The following is a 13,636-nucleotide window of genomic DNA, read 5'->3' as shown; positions in this document are numbered from 1 at the left end:
ATTCATGCGCACAGCAGTTTCCGTTACTGCTTCATAATATCTTTTACAATTGCATCAATCCATTGCTGTTGCGGAATATTCAGTAATACATCGGGCTGAAATCCGGTTTGATCAATGGGCTTGGTATCCGTCCAGCTCGATTTTACAATCGGAATCGTTAACCGGAATAGACTGTAGGGTAACGGTGTTGGAATCGACATGCCCTCATAATCCATCATACCAATTGTATTGCGGCCGTAGCTCACTGTTTTCTTACTTTGTTTTGAGAGAAAGAAAAAATATTCAGCAGAGCTTCCGCAAAAATTATCAACAATCAATGCAATTTTCTTTGGGTTGCGGGTTATAGAATCCAACGGAAATGTAACACCCGGAACCGGATAAAATTTTTCTTTTGTTACGGGCAGTTCGTTGTATGCTTTTTTATACAGGTTTAAAATATCATCGGGAAAATATTTTTTATACTCCTCACTTACAGGATTGGTAACAAAGGGTTCAATGTCCTGCAATTTCAGTTGTACATTTTCAGGCGTTACCCGCACAAAGGAAGGTTTCTGAACAACAGGGTTGGTCATAAAATACGGCAGAAAATAAATCCAGCCGGTATTACCGCCACCATTCCCTGTAAGATCAACCAACAGGTATTTTGTATTGCGTATTACCGAATCGTTTGCTGCAACGAGCTGTTGTATGGCATTGTCGTTATTAAGAAAGGTTGGAATTTTTAAATACGCCACATCCGCATTCAGCTTTTTAAATGCAAGACCATTGTTGCCGTTTTTCCAGGTTGCCAGCTCCGCTTTTTCCTTGCCTGTCATTTGTTGCGGATATAGTTTGCCCCACAAAGCGTGGTTCCATATTTGTAACAGGTTACCGGTTTGCTTTGCAGGAGTGGCAGTGGTTAGAAAATAGTTGTACTCCTTTACAATGTATTGCCCCTTGTTGGGCGTTAGTGTGAAATACACAAAGCCTGTTGGAAAATGATCGGCTGTTGATTCAATTTTAATGGCTTTAAAACTACCGTTATCTGCTTTTACAATTGCAATTTTTGTAACCGAGTCCGGACTGATCCATATTCCTTCTACCGGTGATAGCTGTTTATTTTTCCATTGTTTCCGCAACGCTGCTTCAGAAGTATGCACAACCGAACTGTCGAAATCTTTTTCATTGTTGTACGATAATACAAAGTGTTTATCGCTAAAAAAACGAATGTATTGCTGCAGAATGTGGTAACACTTTTTTGCATTGGTTTCGGGCTGCGCCTTTTGTTTTAACTGTTGTACCAGGCTGTTGTACCCGGCGCTTGTGGAGGCAGTAACTTTTGCAGGAAAACCGGCATAGTTGGCCTCGGTTTTTTGAATGGTTTGTACAAGATTTTCAAGACAATTACAGGTGGTATCCTGTGCGTACAATGTAACAGATACCAAAAAAAAGAAGCTTACAAGCTTAAATCTGCGTGGCATAAGTATTTACAAGGTTGATGAATGTATGTTTTGCACTTACTGCAGTGCAGGGGTTGCCGGTTGCTGTAGAAAGTGGCAGAAGAAAAATCATTTTTTAGTTGCATCCTTACTGCTGTCTTTCTTCAGCGTAAAATAAATTAAAAAGAGAAACGTAACAAGATACAACGTGTTTAATGCCGGCCGTTTAAATGTAAAACCGGCAAAATCAAAATCTCTGAGCAATGCAATGCCAATGGGCAGCGCTATAATGGCAAAGCCTACGTTAAATCCGATTTTATTTTTCATACCTGTGGTGATTGTTTTTACAAAGTTAATAGCAGCAGAAAAGAAAACCCATCCGTGGTTGCTTTTACCGGCAGCTGATGGTTGCAATCAGTTTCTTAGTACATCTTCCTCACTTATTTTTTTACAACCTTCCAGTTGCCTGATAAAAAAAATACCATCAAACCGTTTATTCCAGTACTGAACTGCATTGCGATGCTGTGTAAATTCCAGGGATCCTTTCATTGAAAAAGGTGGCTTCCTGAAACTACTTTCATTCCACTTGCCCCAGTCAACAAATGCAAAATTCCAACTTTTATTAATCCAGTTTTCAACACTCATTCTGGCGGGCTTTTCTGCATAAATGGGCTGCTCCGGTTTCGTCGTCCAGATTGAAGTTGCATTATACGATGTAAATCCGAGCGAATAATACGTGTAGGGATTGATGTTTTTGTTTCCCAGCAACTCCCCCATCATTCTCGTTTCATTTGGCCGATCTGTAAAATCTTCAACCGCTTTGGCAATATGCGCATTATGCGCCCAGATAATAAATTTTTCGCCGGGGTACTTATACTTCAACAGCCACAGCAGGTTCTTAAACATTTGCCTGTCTCTGTAGAGATGCCGGGTTGCTGTTAACACATTCCCTTTTAAGTAAGGCAGGATGTTTTGAAAAGCAGCTTGTATATTTTCAACCAGGTTTATTTCTTCAGCATTCAACGGCGCCCATGCCTTACCTGCAAGCAGTTGGGTTAACGCATTGAATCCTTTTTCGCAGGCAGCAGCATTTGCTTTTCCGCCATTAAAATAAACAGCAGGTACATTAGCTATAACCGTTTTTACCAAGCCGGCTTCTTCTTCTGTTACAGCAAGTTTAGACAGTACTGTTAACAGCTTCGCTTCAATATAACTAAACGAATGGGGCGTTTGCAACTGGCAATCCATACCGGCGAGCACTAAAGGTGTTTCTGTGGATTGTGTTTGATAAACATAGTTGTACAACAGCCCCGCTGCACTTTGGCAGTGCGACCATAAGCCAATTACATGGCGATAGATAAATGCATGCAGTGCGTCTTTGTTTTTCGGCACCTGTTCAAAACCATAGGTTAACCCAAAGAAATCGTTTTCAAAAACAAGCACATTAAACCCCTTTTTTTCGTGCAGGTATTTAATAATGCGGCCCTTTGCTTCAAAGGTTGTACCATCGCCGTGCATTTGCTCGCCCAATGCAACTATACGTGCATCGCCAATGGCTGCACCCAATGGTTCAAGGTCGGTAAAATGATTGTCGTTAATAGCAATATGCTTTACCTGCACCGCTTGTTGCTGCACGTATTGCTTAACTTTTTTTTGTGCAAAACCAAACACATAAACGTGCAGCAAACAAAAAACGAACATGCTTTTGTACAACGTCATAACAACCTGGTAATGCTTAACAGTTGCGGGCATCCGGTGTGTGGCAACCTCCATTTGTCTTGTGGCATAGAAACCGGCCCGGTTTCTGTACCGGGGGCAACAGATGTAAAAGACCACTACCCTTTGCATTTACTTTTTCTTATACTTTTTTTCATCTTTGTTATAGAAGAAACTTACGTCTTTGTGTTTATCGAAAAACGCTTTGAGGTCGGCGGCATTGCTAAAGGTTTCATCAATATTATCGGTGACCTCATAAATAACCATCTGCTTTTTATCGGCCGACAGTTCTACTTTAAAGAACGAGTATTTAACGTCCGACTCTTCTTTCAGGTTCAGAAAATTAACAGTCCCCAGTTTTGTAAAATGCCCGGCGTATTTTTTTACCGTATAGCCTTTCTCATTGTCGTTGTACGCATGCTCTTCAAACGTGTAGGTTTTATCGGTTAACTTACTGATGACCCAATACGAAGGATTTTCCGATTCGCCTTCCTGTAACCAGGTACCCAGGTATTCTTTTTTCACCGTTTCGTTGGGTTCCTGCAATGCAAACTCCGAAGAGTAAGGACAGGCTGTAAGTAGCAACAGCATACAGAAGAGGCCTGAAGCATAAATTAGTTTTCGCATATCGTTTTATTAATGTGAATGGATGCTTAAATATAAGCTTCCTTTCGAAAACGTTTTGTTAGAATCGGTATGCAGGCGAAACGGTTGACTGTACGCTTGCTGCTGTTTACGCACGGCATAGGCTTGGGCCAGCCCCCGGGGCAGACGAAAGAACATATCTCTAAACTTAACCTGTAGTTGCTATTTATTTATGTCGGTTGGCGGGGACAGCAAGCGATAAAAAATACACTGTTAGCAGTTCGCTGCTGTTACTACCGGCCTACTGTTTTTTCATGTTGAAAGTCCTCCTTGCTTGTAAAATATTCTATTGTTAAAACCAATAACAGAAAACAAAGAAACGTCAGCTTTTGCATCACAGCCAGCAATCCCCAATCGCCTGCCCCATACAGGTACAACGTGAAATAAAATATAAGCATACTCACAACACAACAAACCTTCAGCCAATGCAGCTTTGTTCTTAGTATAAAGATTGTAATATAAAATAACCCAAGCATGGTAAGCGTACTTGAAACCGTTACCATTATGTCGTGCAAGGGAGTAGCAATTAAAAAGGTGAACATCATATTGGCAATGCCAACAGATTTTAAAACGATTGCTGTATGTTTATGAGGAATTTTTAGCGAGGTATGCAAAAAGAAAAGTCCATAACCGATTGAATGGAAGAGCATACCAATGAGCGCCCAAATTCTTGATGGATTGGTATTGCCATTTAGCGCCTTTGCCAAAAATAAATTGCTGAAAAAATTCTTTGACCAGTCGAACCCCACAGAATTTTTGTTCAGGATTGAGCCACCCGGATAAACCAAGGTTGCTGTTACCAGAAACAGCACACAGATAACCACGCATAACAGAACCGAATATTTTTGCACCAGGTAGTACGATTTTTTACTGGCTGCTGTCTTCACCTTCCAGCTTCTTTGTTACAATTTTATTTCGGTTGCTGAAGACAGCAACCGATAAGAAAAAAAACTGATGTTGAAGTTAACAACTAAAAGCCAAATAGAATTCGGTTAAGCCCGATATTAGCTGATAGTAGTACAACTGATGATTGTTATTCCGTCCGCCAGCCTTGCGGCAAACTTTTTGTTGGTGGCTGGGCTTTTAGTTAACGAAATTTTACTCCTTCCTTTTCTAGTCTGTCTGCACCAGGTAAAACACCAAAACCTCCAATTTTTCTTGTTGCAAGTTTGTTATGTATTTGGTATTTCAATCTCCGTGAAGTTGTCTGAATTTCTGTCCAGTCCCACGAACTTACACTGCCATTGAATTTATTAATTCCTTCGTTTTTTAAAGCTCCAGTTTCGTTGAAATGTCCAATATGTGATTGATTGAGTTTGTTGTTTTTTAGACCCCCGAAGTATAATTGAATAAGTCCCCATCCGTCTGTCGAGTAGCGAAAAGTATGTCCGTTACATCGCTTTGGGTCAAGGTCAATTTTTCTAAATATTGGTTGTCCTTTATGGCGAGGTGACCACAGTTGAAATGTTACAGCAAACTTGTCACCATTGGAAAGGTCAAACTTTGAAGAAATCTCATCGACACTTTTATAATTAGAAATTTCTTGTCCATACGGAGAGCCTAAGTCATAAACTTGCAAGTCAGTTTCACTGAAGATATATTCAAGAAGTTGAAGTTTGTCTGCCTTGTCTGCGAAAAAGTCGTAATTCATTTTTTGAAACGAAATGTCTGTTTAACCTTGCCACCAACGTTCGGGGCTTTGTGCAGGTGGGCAATGTTGTTTCGTCCAGCCTCGGCTACTGAAGCCCAATAAAATTACTAAAGTTGAAATTACATATATCGACGCAGCGAAGCAAGTCGAGCCTGATATGCTGTTGAGATATGCATTAAAGATGAACGACGCCTTCCGTCTGGCCCACTTGCATAAAGCTTTTTGTTAGCGGTTGTTGTTTGTCTGTCCGCAATATGTTTTTATCATTTCTTCTGCATCTTTTCTGTCTTCGTCACTTAATGCAAATTGCTTTGCTTTAAAAAAATACTCACATGCCTCATTGGTCATGCCACTTTTTATGTAAATCGTTCCTTGCCAAGACATACAATTACTTTTCTCTTCATAATTGTTGTCAACAAGTCTCTGAAAGTCCGTAAATGAACTTCTAAGACTGTCCATGAAGTATTTTACTTGTGCTCTTTGGTATAAAGCATCATTATAAGGTACTTGTGTTCTTGTTTCATCGTCGGCATAGGGTAGGTCTTTGTTATAGGTAATGACAAAGTCGCCATGTGTCTGAAGAGCCATTACCTTATTGAAATCGGCTAGAGCTTCTTTATATTTTTTTATTTGTAAATACGCAAACCCTCTGTTATAAAAAGCTAGCTGAATTTTACTATTACGAGTAATTACTTCGTTGTAGATTTCAATGGCTTTGTCGTACTTTTTTTGGGTATTAAGTTTATAAGCCTTGTCTAACAAATCATCTGTTGTCTGCTTACAAGAGGTAAGAAGCAAAACATATGATACGATGAAAAAATATGGTTTGAAGTTCATTTTACAATAACCGCCAACACGTATATTGATGTTATTATACGCAGTGCTAATTTAAAAAACGTTTTTGATAGTCAATAAGTTAATGTTCAACATTTTGTATTGTTGGTTGCGCCAATACAACTTTGCAATAACCGTGTACAAACGTTTCATAAGCGTTTGCACACGGCTTATAACTGCGGTTACTAAACGTTCTGCTTTTCGTATACATTACTTTTTCCCAGCAACGTCTCTCCTTGCAATTAGTTGCAATTTTGTTACATAGTTTGAGGAGGACGTTGCGTGTAAGTTTATATATACTTCTGCTCAACAGTTAAATCAATATCCATCAATACTGCATAATTGGTTACTTCATAAACACCATGTTCACTTGTTGCATAATACATGGCAGAACTATGTACATAATCAACAGGGCTTGCACATAAATTCCACTTTCCCTTGCATGGATTCATGTGAAAATAATCCAGTTTTTGAAGAATGAACGCCTCCGATTCACATTTTTTCCAATCAAATGACAGCTCCCATACATTATGTTTTTTATGATTGGCTCTTCGCTCTGCCTCAACAGACAAAAATAATTTGTGTAAAAGTTCCGTTTCGCCTTTTGTTTTCAGACGTTGTACTATTTCATACGCCATAAACCGTTTGCCATTTCCAATAATTGTATTAATGGATTGGTGAGATTTGCGGAAACCGATAACCACATGCATGTGGTTTGGCATTAGAACGTAACCGGCAATGAAATGTCCTTTTGACTTAAGATAATCAAACCAGTTATAAACGATATCATATCCGTTTACAATTTCAATTAACGGCAACCAATCTGTACAGGTAAACGTAATGGAGAAAATTCCTTCAGTAAAAGGGATAGATGCTTTAACAGGCATATCATAAATATAGAACTCTTCTTGGTACGCAACGTCCCCAACTGTCTTAGTGCAAATAATCAGCTGCATTTATTGGGAGACGTTGCTGGGAAGAAGGATTTTCTTTCCAAGTCCCATTTTCTTTTTAGGAGCAGTCGTTTGCGGTGTGGTTTGAGATGTCATACTTGTTGTTTTGATTTTTAAATTTATAAAAGCTTTTATGTCGTTGCTGGTTTGAATTGCGGGTAGCTTGAGCAAAGTTGCATACAACGTTAAAGCATTTGTGTTTGTGGCGGAATTTGAAATCCGTCTGCTTGGTACAAATGCTGATGTAAAATACAAAAGTTCATTGTTTGTTCAATTGCTCAATTTATAACGTCGGGCAGGGGCAGAAGCTGATAGTAGCACACAGTTGAAGCGGCGTTATTAGTCCGCCGACATAACACAAATACACTTGTTGTATGCCGTTTTACGTCTCAACATCTTTTAAACTATAACCAACAAACTTCTTCTTAACTCCTGTTTCAAGAAGCCCATAAACAAAACTTCTGATTTCATCGTCGCTCCAATCGTCATTGTCTGGTATTAGCTGAGTGACTTTTTTGCCCGAATAGTAAATGGTACAAATATTTTTTATTCCACCCCTGAATGATGTTGCTTGTCGCTTATATGTAAATTCAATTTTATCAAGGTCGTACTTCAACTTCCTCTTTACTCCAACGTAATTTTTATAAAGTAGTGTCAGGTTGCTATTTGGTTTGTCAAGCCAGACTTCGTTTAGTCTCGAAGTGACAAAATTGAATACTAAAAAGAGTAACAGAAAAATTAAAGGTAAAGTCCAGCTATTGCTTGTAAACTTTGAAGACAAGGGAATTGTCAAACCAAATAAAATTACAAATCCAATTATGTAATAGATGTTTGTCTTTTGGTCTGCTTTATAAATTGTCACCTTAGGTTTAAAGTTTGTGTCCAAAAATGGCATACAACGTTTTGCGGCTTGGCGAAGGTGGCGATTTTTTTCACAAATGTTGATGCGGAGAACTAAACTTTGATTACCCGCAAATGTGTCTGCGGAGCACGAACCGCCACTTTTGCCAAACCGCTGTTAGCTGCCGTATTTTCTTTTTAGTTCGTCAAGTAATATTTTTAGTCCTTTGTCCGCTTCGTCTGATTGGATATTTGCAAAGATGATAAATGCTTTGTCTGTGTCTTTGCAGATAAATGCTTTTGTCAAAAATGTCCCTGGGTTTCCTTCATGAAATGAGTATTTCAAATTGGTTTTTTCGTCCACATACCATTTCCAGCCAAATGAAAATTCAGGTAGCCCGTAATGTAAATATTCAAATTCTTCGACTGTGAATATTTTAGATTTTCCAAAAAGTCCTTGAAGTTGCAATTGAATAAATTTGGAATAGTCAGGCAAACTTACGTTGATATTTCCTGCTGATGAAAGCCAATTTAGTTTGTAGTTTAAAGACGGCTTCTCGGGTTCCAAATTTTCATCGTGTCCCCAAGGTTGGTTTATGTCGATAAAATTTGGTTGCCCAAAACCGAAATTTATTCCTAATTCATTTCCCAATTCTTCAACTAAAGTTTCATACGCCTTTCCTGTTGCCTTTTCCAGCATAAGTCCAGCCGCTACATAGCTTGGGTTGGACCAATATGTTAATTGCTTTTCTGTAACTGGGTTTTGTTGTAAAATCCAAGAAACAAATTCATATCGCTGTTGCTGGTTGCTTCCTTTGATTTCCTTTTTTGTCGGTGTGGTATTGCCATAGGACCATTTTATTAGATTAGCTCTAAACGTCAAAAAGTCCCGCAATGTTAAGTCATAATACGCTGAATTACTTTTGGTTTTTAGTTCTGGATATAAGTCAAAAAATTTCGTGTCCCATTTTATTTTTCCTTGTTTTACCAATACGGCTGAAATGTAACTTGTAATCGTTTTTGTGTTAGAACCAATACGAAATTTGTCATTGATATTTGCCTTAAAGTCAGAGTTTACTCGTTGAACTCCCAGAGCTTGAATTTCCCAAATGCTGTCTGACGAAACCACAGCGTATGCAAGTTCTGGAATTTTATACTTTACACGAATACTGTCGGCAAATGAACTATTTGATTGTCCAAAAGTAGTTGTAAAAAATGTCAACAATATTACTATCGAAAAAAGTCTATTCATTTGTCTGTGGTGTCTGTTTAAATATGGCAGCTAACACGTATATTGATGTTATTATACGCAGTGCTAATTTAAAACTCGTTTTTGATAATCAATAAGTTAATGTTCAACATTTTGTATTGTTGGTTGCGCCAATACAAGTTTGCAATAACCGTGTACAAACGTTTCATAAGCGTTTGCACACGGCTTATAACTGCGGTTACTAAACGTTCTGCTTTTTGTATACATTACAGCAAACAGGTTGGGTTTGGCTTCTTTATCTTTCCAATCAGCTTCTGTATCTGCCAGGAAAAGCTTTATGCAGTTTCACACTGCCCTTCCTTTTGTATCAGGAAGCCCTTCCCTATGTATCATAAAGGCCTTCCCTATGTATCAGGAAGCCCTTCCTTATGTATCATGAAGGCCTTCCCTATGTATCAGGAAGCCCTTCCTTATGTATCATGAAGGCCTTCCTTATGTATCAGGAAGCCCTTCCCTATGTATCATAAAGGCCTTCCCTATGTATCAGGAAGCCCTTCCTTATGTATCATGAAGGCCTTCCCTATGTATCAGGAAGCCCTTCCTTATGTATCATGAAGGCCTTCCTGATGTACCAGGAAGCCCTTCCCTATGTATCGGGAAGCCCTTCCTTATGTACCATGATCAGCTTTCTTGTGTAACAGGAAGCGTTTGCTGCAGATAAAAAACAGCTGTTGCCTTTTTTAAAAAAAACAAAACCGGGGTAAAAAACGGGTTGTTGGCAAAACTTTTTTCGGGTAAAAATGCCCGAATTGCAGCAAGAAGAAATGCGTAAAATCCGCAGCCGGCAAGGGTTACAGGTACTTGCGCAGCGCCTCTATATTTATTTAATATATAAAAATAATTTACTTGTGCAAGAGGCAGGCTGCTGCATGCACAGGGGGGCTTGCAAATATGCCAAAGGCTTTTTTGCTTTGTGCTGTTAACCCGTGTTAAACAGCAACACCTTCAACCAAACACCGTTGTGTTCTGCACGGAATTATTTTCTCTTTAAACCCAATTTTTATGAAACGAGTTACAACCAGCTTTGTAACACTTTCCGATGGTAACCTGGAAAGTAAAACCCACAGCATTATCAGCAACATGACGGGTAATGCCAATTTTCCCACACCGGTGCCGGCATTAAACGAAGTGGAGGCTGCGGCCGACAATTTCAGCTCGGCTCTGGTAAAAGCCCAAACGGGTAACCGTGCCGATGTGGCCGATAAAAATGCCAAGCGTGAAACCTTGCTGGCAGTGCTGCGCCAGCTGTGTTCGTACGTAAACCTTACGGCCAATGGCGATGCGGCCATGTTGCTTACGTCGGGCTTTGATGTAAGTAAAGATCGGCAGCCTAGCATCATCAGCAAACCCGAAATCATCCGTTTAGAAAACGGCGTGGCAAGTGGTACACTAATGCTGAGTGTAAAAGCAGTAAAGGGTGCTTACTCTTACCTGCACGAATACACAACAGATGCTACCATGGCGCCGGGCAGCTGGGTAAGTAATTTAAGCACCAGTGCTAAAACCACGCTTACCAATTTACAACCGGGTACTGTGTACTATTGCCGTGTTGCAGCAGTAGGCAGCAATAACCAACTACTGTACAGCGATGCCTTAAGCCGCATGGTGGTGTAAGGGCATTCAATAGTTGATTTGTTTTTTTTGCGATTGATAAAATAAAAAAGCCGCCCTTTCGGGCGGCTTTTGTTTGCAGTAACATTGCTATAAAAGATCCGTTCACAAATACTATTATAAACCCGATTGTAATGCACGCAACACAAATTCGTAAGCACGCTTCTTTACACCGGTGGCCGTGTACAGCAACGGATAATCTGCACCGCTTTTGTAGCGCCAGCTTTGGTTATCGAGCGTACCCCAAATAGTTATTCCATAGCGTTGTGCTTTGGGCACATGCCGCATATAGGAAGTAACAATATAGTTGTACAGATCGGCTTGTGCATTTTCCAGGTCGGCCGAAAAAACAACACTGCTGGCGTTATTGGTATTAACACCAATATCCAGCTCCGATACATGCACCAGTAAACCTGTTGCAGCAAGTTTTATAAAGTGGTTATCGATTTGTGTTTTACTGGTGTTGATGCTTACATGCATTTGCGTGCCAATGCCATCTACCTTTGCTCCTCTTCCCCGTATTTCATTGACGTACGCAATCAGCGAATCGAGCTTGGCCGTAGAAAATTCAAGGTTGTAATCATTAATAAACAGTTTGGCCTGCGGATCTGCTTCGGCTGCATACGTAAATGCTTTCACGCCAAAATCCCGGCCCAGGTATTCACTCCACACAAACACATCGTTGTTGCTTGCATTGGCGGTGTTTGTATTGTTACGTATGGCACCTGCGGGTCCATCGGCAAACATTTCATTAATTACATCCCATCCCCGCACCTTTCCTTTAAAATGTCCGGCAATGGTGTAGATTGTTGTCTTCAGCAAACTATCCACCTTTGCATAGTTATTGCCGGAGGTTCCGCCACCAATCATTTCATTCACACTTACATCATCAATGAAATACGTATTGCTGCTGTTGCCTAAATCAAACACAATACGTGTTTGTGCGGTGTTGGCGGTAATAAGCCATGTAACCTGCTGCCAGCTGGTGCCAATTGTTTGATCGGCTTGGTATAACGCTGAAGGTTGTGTTGATAAACGGATAGAACCATTGGCTGTTAAGGCCTTTACCCAATAACTTATTTGGTACTGCTTACCCACTTCAAGTGTAACTGCATCTGAAGCGACCTGTACCCGCCACTGTTCGTTACCGTAAGCAGTTGGGTTTACCACTTTTAAGGAGCGTGTACCGGTGCGTACTTCTGCTGCGCCTGCACCTACAGCTATTGTTGCTGTGCCCGCAGGGTTACCCGAGTTTAAAACAGTGTAGGCAGTAAAACCGGTTGCATCGCCATTTTCGAAACCCGGATTTTGCAACAGGTTCGTGGCACTTGGTGCTGCAGCCGATAAGATACTCCGGTAATAACCTCCTTGTGCTTGTGCATGCCATGCCAACACATGACCATGCACCTGCAAATTAGCTGCCTGTGCAGCAGCTACCATGGCATCGGCTGTTGTAAAATTATAAGCGCCGGAAGAATTAACAAGGGCATTGTTCTTCATTTCATTTTCGAACGTAATGGCATTGAAATCTCTTTTTAATATGGCCGATGAAAGTGCTGTATTGATAAAAGAGAAGTTACTGCCCGCCGCTCCGATTGGATAGGTGGCGACAGATTTTAACGGAGCAGATTCTGCCGCAGGAGTTGGTACTGTTCCGCCTGTGTTGGTGCCGGATTTCTTTTTGCAGGAGATGGCGAGCATGCTTAACAGCAACAGACCTGTTATTAATTTTTTCAAGGTAGTAATCGTTTTTGTGCAGCCGAAAATAATGAAAGAACGATTGCATTCTACCGTTTTTGTAGAATGAAAGTTGATGCTGTTTGTTGCATTTATTTTGCAAAGATTTGTTGCATGTAAGAATTGTTTTTTCGTGCATGCGTGATGACAATCTGCAGTATCAGCAAAAACAGATTGCATAAGAAATTGCATCAGTAGAAAAACAAAGAACGGCTTGAATAGTGAATGGATTAAAGCTGTTTGCTGCCGTTTATTGAACAAATGCTCTTTGTTGAATAACTACAACATCGTTTTGGCACTAACTTGTTGCATATTGTTACATACAAATTGCAACAACCTGACTTTTTTAAACAGGAAAATGCTTTTTTGTTTTTGAGCGATATTATTTGTTTACCCGGCATGGAGGCAATGATGATTGCTTTATTGGAGGAGATTGCTTCGTCGTTCCTCCCCGCAAGGACGAATCAGATGCAACAGACCTGACAGGTTAAGCTCCTGCAGGATAGATGTAAACAAAAGGTTCACTCCGGAAAGGGAATCAACCTGTCAGGTCGAAACAAAAATGTGTGCAACCGACCTGACAGGTTAAGCTAATGCAGGATAGAAGTAAACAAAAGGCTTACTGCATGATGGGAATCAACCTGTCAGGTCGAAACAACACAGGTTGAAATGAAAAATAAAAAATGAAGAATGAAGAACGAAAAAGTGTTGCTTCGTATACAGCAGCTAACGAACGAAGAACAGATGTGCAACAGACCTGACAGGTTAAGCTCCTGCAGGATAGATGTAAACAAAAAGTTCACTCCGGAAAGGGAATCAACCTGTCAGGTCGAAACAACACAGGTTGAAATGAAAAATAAAAAATGAAGCATGTAAAATGAAAAACTGTTGCTACATATACAGCAGCTAACGAACGAAGAACAAAAGTTCAATTAAGGTTTGCAGCCGGGCACTTACTCCC

13 protein-coding genes are annotated in these 13,636 nt (G+C 40.2%); 1 reads left to right on the top strand and 12 read right to left on the bottom strand.

All coding sequences use genetic code 11. The features are described 5' to 3' along the window. Positions 1-23: 23 nt before the first annotated feature. The 11 genes from IQ13_RS16395 to IQ13_RS16345 form a co-directional block, all read right to left on the bottom strand. On the bottom strand, positions 24-1,460 hold the full coding sequence (locus tag IQ13_RS16395) for a S41 family peptidase (protein ID WP_144887703.1): 1,437 nt from the start codon (positions 1,458-1,460) through the stop codon (positions 24-26). Between the two features lie 87 nt (positions 1,461-1,547). Then, positions 1,548-1,745 (bottom strand): hypothetical protein, encoded by a 198-nt coding sequence (locus tag IQ13_RS16390; RefSeq protein ID WP_144887702.1) that lies wholly within the window; start codon positions 1,743-1,745, stop codon positions 1,548-1,550. A gap of 87 nt (positions 1,746-1,832) precedes the next feature. After that, entirely contained in the window at positions 1,833-3,170 is a 1,338-nt protein-coding gene (locus tag IQ13_RS16385; RefSeq protein WP_158637421.1) for an erythromycin esterase family protein, read from the bottom strand. Positions 3,171-3,266: 96 nt separating this feature from the next. Beyond that, positions 3,267-3,761 (bottom strand): hypothetical protein, encoded by a 495-nt coding sequence (locus IQ13_RS16380; RefSeq protein ID WP_144887700.1) that lies wholly within the window; start codon positions 3,759-3,761, stop codon positions 3,267-3,269. Positions 3,762-4,012: 251 nt separating this feature from the next. After that, positions 4,013-4,666, bottom strand: a complete 654-nt coding sequence (locus tag IQ13_RS16375) for a hypothetical protein (protein ID WP_199758288.1) — start codon at positions 4,664-4,666, stop codon at positions 4,013-4,015. A 200-nt stretch (positions 4,667-4,866) separates the two neighbouring features. Then, complete coding sequence (locus IQ13_RS16370) at positions 4,867-5,430, bottom strand: hypothetical protein (RefSeq protein WP_144887699.1); 564 nt, start codon at positions 5,428-5,430, stop codon at positions 4,867-4,869. Between the two features lie 225 nt (positions 5,431-5,655). Beyond that, positions 5,656-6,267: a tetratricopeptide repeat protein gene (locus IQ13_RS16365; protein ID WP_144887698.1), complete on the bottom strand. Its 612-nt coding sequence runs from the start codon at positions 6,265-6,267 to the stop codon at positions 5,656-5,658. 287 nt (positions 6,268-6,554) lie between these two features. Then, complete coding sequence (locus tag IQ13_RS16360; protein WP_144887697.1) at positions 6,555-7,151, bottom strand: hypothetical protein; 597 nt, start codon at positions 7,149-7,151, stop codon at positions 6,555-6,557. A 69-nt stretch (positions 7,152-7,220) separates the two neighbouring features. Then, a complete protein-coding gene (locus IQ13_RS16355; RefSeq protein WP_144887696.1) occupies positions 7,221-7,472 on the bottom strand; it encodes a hypothetical protein in 252 nt (83 codons plus the stop codon). A 127-nt stretch (positions 7,473-7,599) separates the two neighbouring features. Then, entirely contained in the window at positions 7,600-8,112 is a 513-nt protein-coding gene (locus IQ13_RS16350) for a hypothetical protein (RefSeq protein WP_158637420.1), read from the bottom strand. A gap of 123 nt (positions 8,113-8,235) precedes the next feature. Then, a complete protein-coding gene (locus tag IQ13_RS16345) occupies positions 8,236-9,309 on the bottom strand; it encodes a serine hydrolase domain-containing protein (protein WP_144887694.1) in 1,074 nt (357 codons plus the stop codon). A gap of 1,020 nt (positions 9,310-10,329) precedes the next feature. Between IQ13_RS16345 and IQ13_RS16340 the strand changes: the two genes are divergently transcribed. Then, positions 10,330-10,941 (top strand): fibronectin type III domain-containing protein, encoded by a 612-nt coding sequence (locus IQ13_RS16340; protein WP_144887693.1) that lies wholly within the window; start codon positions 10,330-10,332, stop codon positions 10,939-10,941. A gap of 114 nt (positions 10,942-11,055) precedes the next feature. Here the strand turns inward: IQ13_RS16340 and IQ13_RS16335 are convergent, their stop codons facing one another. Further along, positions 11,056-12,675 carry an endo-1,4-beta-xylanase gene (locus tag IQ13_RS16335; RefSeq protein WP_158637419.1) on the bottom strand — a complete coding sequence of 540 codons (1,620 nt, stop codon included), beginning with the start codon at positions 12,673-12,675 and terminating at the stop codon, positions 11,056-11,058. Between the last annotated feature and the right edge of the window lie 961 nt (positions 12,676-13,636).

It is taken from the genome of Lacibacter cauensis, from assembly GCF_007830055.1.
In the GTDB taxonomy this organism is placed as follows: domain Bacteria; phylum Bacteroidota; class Bacteroidia; order Chitinophagales; family Chitinophagaceae; genus Lacibacter; species Lacibacter cauensis.
The sequence above is the reverse complement of the archived record's forward strand: the minus strand, read 5'-3'. Positions and strand labels throughout refer to the sequence as shown.

What these genes read in the sequence shown, in the direction of transcription:
- IQ13_RS16395 (WP_144887703.1), bottom strand. Translation starts at nt 1,460, where the DNA reads ATGCCACGCAGATTTAAGCTTGTAAGCTTCTTTTTTTTGGTATCTGTT.
- IQ13_RS16390 (WP_144887702.1), bottom strand. Translation starts at nt 1,745, where the DNA reads ATGAAAAATAAAATCGGATTTAACGTAGGCTTTGCCATTATAGCGCTG.
- IQ13_RS16385 (WP_158637421.1), bottom strand. Translation starts at nt 3,170, where the DNA reads ATGCCCGCAACTGTTAAGCATTACCAGGTTGTTATGACGTTGTACAAA.
- IQ13_RS16380 (WP_144887700.1), bottom strand. Translation starts at nt 3,761, where the DNA reads ATGCGAAAACTAATTTATGCTTCAGGCCTCTTCTGTATGCTGTTGCTA.
- IQ13_RS16370 (WP_144887699.1), bottom strand. Translation starts at nt 5,430, where the DNA reads ATGAATTACGACTTTTTCGCAGACAAGGCAGACAAACTTCAACTTCTT.
- IQ13_RS16365 (WP_144887698.1), bottom strand. Translation starts at nt 6,267, where the DNA reads ATGAACTTCAAACCATATTTTTTCATCGTATCATATGTTTTGCTTCTT.
- IQ13_RS16360 (WP_144887697.1), bottom strand. Translation starts at nt 7,151, where the DNA reads ATGCCTGTTAAAGCATCTATCCCTTTTACTGAAGGAATTTTCTCCATT.
- IQ13_RS16350 (WP_158637420.1), bottom strand. Translation starts at nt 8,112, where the DNA reads ATGCCATTTTTGGACACAAACTTTAAACCTAAGGTGACAATTTATAAA.
- IQ13_RS16345 (WP_144887694.1), bottom strand. Translation starts at nt 9,309, where the DNA reads ATGAATAGACTTTTTTCGATAGTAATATTGTTGACATTTTTTACAACT.
- IQ13_RS16340 (WP_144887693.1), top strand. Translation starts at nt 10,330, where the DNA reads ATGAAACGAGTTACAACCAGCTTTGTAACACTTTCCGATGGTAACCTG.